This window comes from Corallococcus terminator (genome assembly GCF_003611635.1).
Lineage (GTDB): Bacteria > Myxococcota > Myxococcia > Myxococcales > Myxococcaceae > Corallococcus > Corallococcus terminator.
This window is the reverse complement of the sequence record NZ_RAVZ01000556.1, coordinates 1-3353: the sequence shown is the minus strand read 5'-3', so window position 1 is coordinate 3353 and position 3353 is coordinate 1. Positions and strand designations below refer to the sequence as shown.

At 67.8% G+C, this 3353-nt stretch carries 4 protein-coding genes; 1 reads left to right on the top strand and 3 read right to left on the bottom strand.

Going from position 1 to position 3353, the window contains the following annotated elements:
• The 3 genes from D7V88_RS39960 to tssK form a co-directional block, all read right to left on the bottom strand.
• On the bottom strand, positions 1-510 hold a 510-nt coding region (locus D7V88_RS39960; RefSeq protein ID WP_120545751.1), incomplete at its 3' end, for a DotU family type IV/VI secretion system protein.
• A gap of 10 nt (positions 511-520) precedes the next feature.
• Positions 521-1120, bottom strand: a complete 600-nt coding sequence (locus D7V88_RS39955) for a hypothetical protein (RefSeq protein WP_120545750.1) — start codon at positions 1118-1120, stop codon at positions 521-523.
• A gap of 35 nt (positions 1121-1155) precedes the next feature.
• Positions 1156-2409, bottom strand: coding sequence for a type VI secretion system baseplate subunit TssK (tssK, locus tag D7V88_RS39950; RefSeq protein ID WP_120545749.1), 1254 nt, complete (start codon positions 2407-2409; stop codon positions 1156-1158).
• A 304-nt stretch (positions 2410-2713) separates the two neighbouring features.
• On the opposite strand from tssK, the gene tssB reads away from it, so the two are divergent.
• Positions 2714-3274 carry a type VI secretion system contractile sheath small subunit gene (gene tssB / locus D7V88_RS39945; protein ID WP_120545748.1) on the top strand — a complete coding sequence of 187 codons (561 nt, stop codon included), beginning with the start codon at positions 2714-2716 and terminating at the stop codon, positions 3272-3274.
• The last annotated feature ends 79 nt before the right edge of the window (positions 3275-3353 follow it).

The window sequence follows — 3353 nt, the reverse complement described above, 5'->3', positions numbered from 1 at the left end:
GGGCGGGGGCGTCACGATGCGCGCCGCCAGCCGCTCCTGGTACTCGCGCAGCTTCGCGGTGTGTCCCAGGTAGCGGCCGCCGAAGCCCGCGGTGATGCAGAAGTGGAGCATCTCGAAGAGCAGCGGGGGCGCGCCCGGCGCATCCAGCCGCTGATCCGCCAGCGTGTAGAAGGCCTCGCCGCCGCCGTCCTCGCCGAAGAGGCGGTACTGCAAGAGGGGCCACAGGGGCTGTTCCGCGTCCGCGAGCCGCAGGAGGACCCGTTCGTCCACCAGGTACGTGAAGGGCTTGAGCGCGTCCTGCACCTCCTCGTCGCGGGCGTGCACGCCCAGGCCCGCGCGCAGCCGCTCCACCACCTCCACCAACTGCTCCTGGAGGAGCTTCAGGCCCTCGCGGCCCAGCAGGACGCCCGTCGCGGTGGCGCCCGGCGCGGACGCGGGCAGCCACTGCTCCATCACGGCCTGGGCCTGTCGGTACTGCGTGAAGACCACCTGCCAGTGCTCCAGCTTCATCGCGCCCCCCTCAACCCACGTTCACCATGGAGCCGCCCACGGTGGTCATGCCGCCCTTGAGTTCCGCCATCCCGTCCGTCTTGAGCGCCAGCAGCGCCTCGGCGGTCACCTTCACCATGGGGGCCTCCAGCACCACGTCCTTCGTGCCCTCCAGCTTCACGGTCGGCGCCTTCAACGCCACCGGCCCCGTCTTGCCCTCCACGTCGACCTTCTCGCCCTCCACGCTGAACTTCGCCGTGGCCTTGAGCGCCACCGCCTTCTCGGAGCTCAGCGATGCATCCGCCTTCGCCTTCTGCGTCAGCGTGTCCCCGGAGGTGAGGGTGAAGGCCTTGGTGCTCTCCAGCGCGAACGTGTCGTCGCTCTTCCACGACGACGTCTTCGACGAGGTGACCTCGATGGTCTCCGCCTTCAGCACGAAGGACTTGCAGGTGACGGTGACGCTGTCCTGCTTCTGCACCACGGTGCTCGTCGCGTCGTTGCCCTTCACCTGCAAGGTGATGGACTCCCCGTTCATCGTCACCGTCTGGAGGATCTTCCCGTCCTTGTCCTCCGTGGTGAGGATGAGGCCCTTCTCCTTGTCCATTTCGATGGTGCAGATGAGCTTGGGCATGGGCGTCGTTCCCCCTCAGGTGTCCGGGTGCGGCCTCACGCCCTGCGCCAGTAGAGGAGCACCTGGGCTCCCTCCAGCGGGGGGGTGGCGAAGAAGGTGAGCCCGTCCTCGCGCTGCGCGGCTTCCCATTCCTCGTTCTGGTGCGTGAGCTGGTACCAGTCGATGTCCGCGTCGAACGCGTGCGGAAAGGACGGGTAGGGCACGCGCCGGTACGGCACGCCCTTCAAGGCCTGACGCCGCACCGCCGGCAGCCGCAGGGGGCTGGCCAGCTTCACGCCCTCCATGGACCGGGGCTGATCCCGCTCCTGCCTGCGCACCAGCAGGTAGAAGTCATTGGGCGCGGGTGTCTCCCGGGGCAGGGGCCCCAGGCGGAAATGGCCGTCCTGGCAGTCGAAGGCCCGGTAGGACAGGGGACTGGCGTGAGGCCGGAACCCGCGCGTGAGCAATTCCATCCACCGCGCCAGGCCCGGCCCCGGCGTGTCGTGCTCGTACGCGGGCAATTCGTCGTCCGGCTCCGACTCCAGGTAGCAGCAGGTCTCGAAATACAGCCGCCGCAATGCCTGCATCAGCAGGTAGGGCGGAGGCTGTACGCCATTGCGCATGTCCTGGCGCAGCACCTGGAGCCCCCGCACCTCGCAGAGCGCCCGCCGCGCGCTGGCCAGGCGGTCCCCTCGCACCAGCCCCTCCTGGAGGGAGGTGCGAAGCTGCCCGCGCGCCTGTTGCAGCAGCCCGTCCAGTTGCGCGAACAGGGGCTCGAGGAAGGGATGCGGCCCCACCCGCAGCAGCGGCGGCAGGCCCGTGCTCGAAAGCAACCAGGGACCTTCCGCCTCCCGGGTGAACACGGCCAACGCCAGACGGCTCACGCCGCCGTCCACCACCGGATCCAGCGACAGACACAACTGCCGCACCGCGCGCACCACCGGGGAGGCTTCTTCTCCCGGCGCGGGGACATCCTCGCGAGCCTCCTGCACCGCCAGCAGGTGCAGATAGACGGTGACCCGGGTGCGGCCCGCTTCCTCCAGCGACAGGGGCGTCACGTCCGCGTTGCCCGGCACCTCCACCAGGTGGCCGCCCGGCATGATGACCTCCAGCTCCTCCAGCGCCACGGTGCCCTTGGTCAGCAGGACCTCGTTGAAACGCAGCGCGCTCACGCCCACCACCGGCAGGCCCGCGAGGCCCGCGTAGAGCCGGGCCTCCGTCGACAGGGATTCCTCCTGGGCGCGGAAGTGCTCGGGCAGCAGTGTCTGCCCTTCCTGCCAGAGGACGCGAGCGAGGGTGTCTGGGTTCATGAAGAGGGATGCAAGTCTTTGGCGACGCACGGGGCTCTCAAGGGAGAGCCCCCGTGCAGCGCGGATGAAAATGTTTAAAAAAGCTACAGGTCGGAGGCCGGCGGCGTCAAGTCACCCTGGCGGATCCTCCGTGTCTGGTTTCTTCCCGTTTTGAATGGGCATACACGCTCGGGTTGGGTCACTCCTGGCTCCCCAGGTGAGCGCTCCCCCGATGTGCCAGGTCATGTCGCAGGGGGTGTATTGATTTTATGTAAAGTTATGGTTTATCAATTCTTTCACAAACGGCGTTCAGTCCGGGGGCACCATGGCCATCACCGATGAAATTCCCAGATCACGTATCACCCTGACGTACCGCACCCAGGTGAATGGCACCCGGGCCGACAAGGCCCTGCCCTTCCGCCTGCTGGTGATGGGGGACTTCTCCAAGGGGACCTCCGTGGACCGCAAGAAGGACCTGGATCAGCGGGAGATCCGCAACCTGGACGGCAAGAACCTGAACCAGGTCATCCAGAACATGGGGATGACGCTGGAGTTCAGCGTGCCCAACCGCGTGGACCGGCCGGATCCCGCGGACGGTTCGGCCCCCGGGACGCTGCCGGTGAAGCTCAAGCTGGACTCGCTCAAGTCCTTCACCCCGGTGGAGGTGGCGCGCCAGGTGCCGAAGATCAACGCGCTGCTCACGCTGCGCAAGCTGCTCCTGGAGCTGCAGGGCAACCTCGACAACCGCAAGGAGTTCCGCCAGCTCGTGCGCCAGTTGGCGCAGGACCCGAAGGCGGTGGAGCGGCTGAAGACGGAGCTGGCCGCGTTCAAGTCGCTGGGCCTGCCGAAGCTGGCCGCGACGAACCCTCCGCCTCCGACGACGTGATGCCGGGCGTAAGCCCTCCCTTCCGACCTTCCGCCTGAACGAGACCCTTCATCCATGCCGACCCCGACCCCTCCAGCAC

Bases quoted from the DNA above. Each gene is read 5' to 3' on its own strand.
- D7V88_RS39955 (WP_120545750.1), bottom strand. From the start codon at position 1,120: ATGCCCAAGCTCATCTGCACCATCGAAATGGACAAGGAGAAGGGCCTC.
- tssK (WP_120545749.1), bottom strand. From the start codon at position 2,409: ATGAACCCAGACACCCTCGCTCGCGTCCTCTGGCAGGAAGGGCAGACA.
- tssB (WP_120545748.1), top strand. From the start codon at position 2,714: ATGGCCATCACCGATGAAATTCCCAGATCACGTATCACCCTGACGTAC.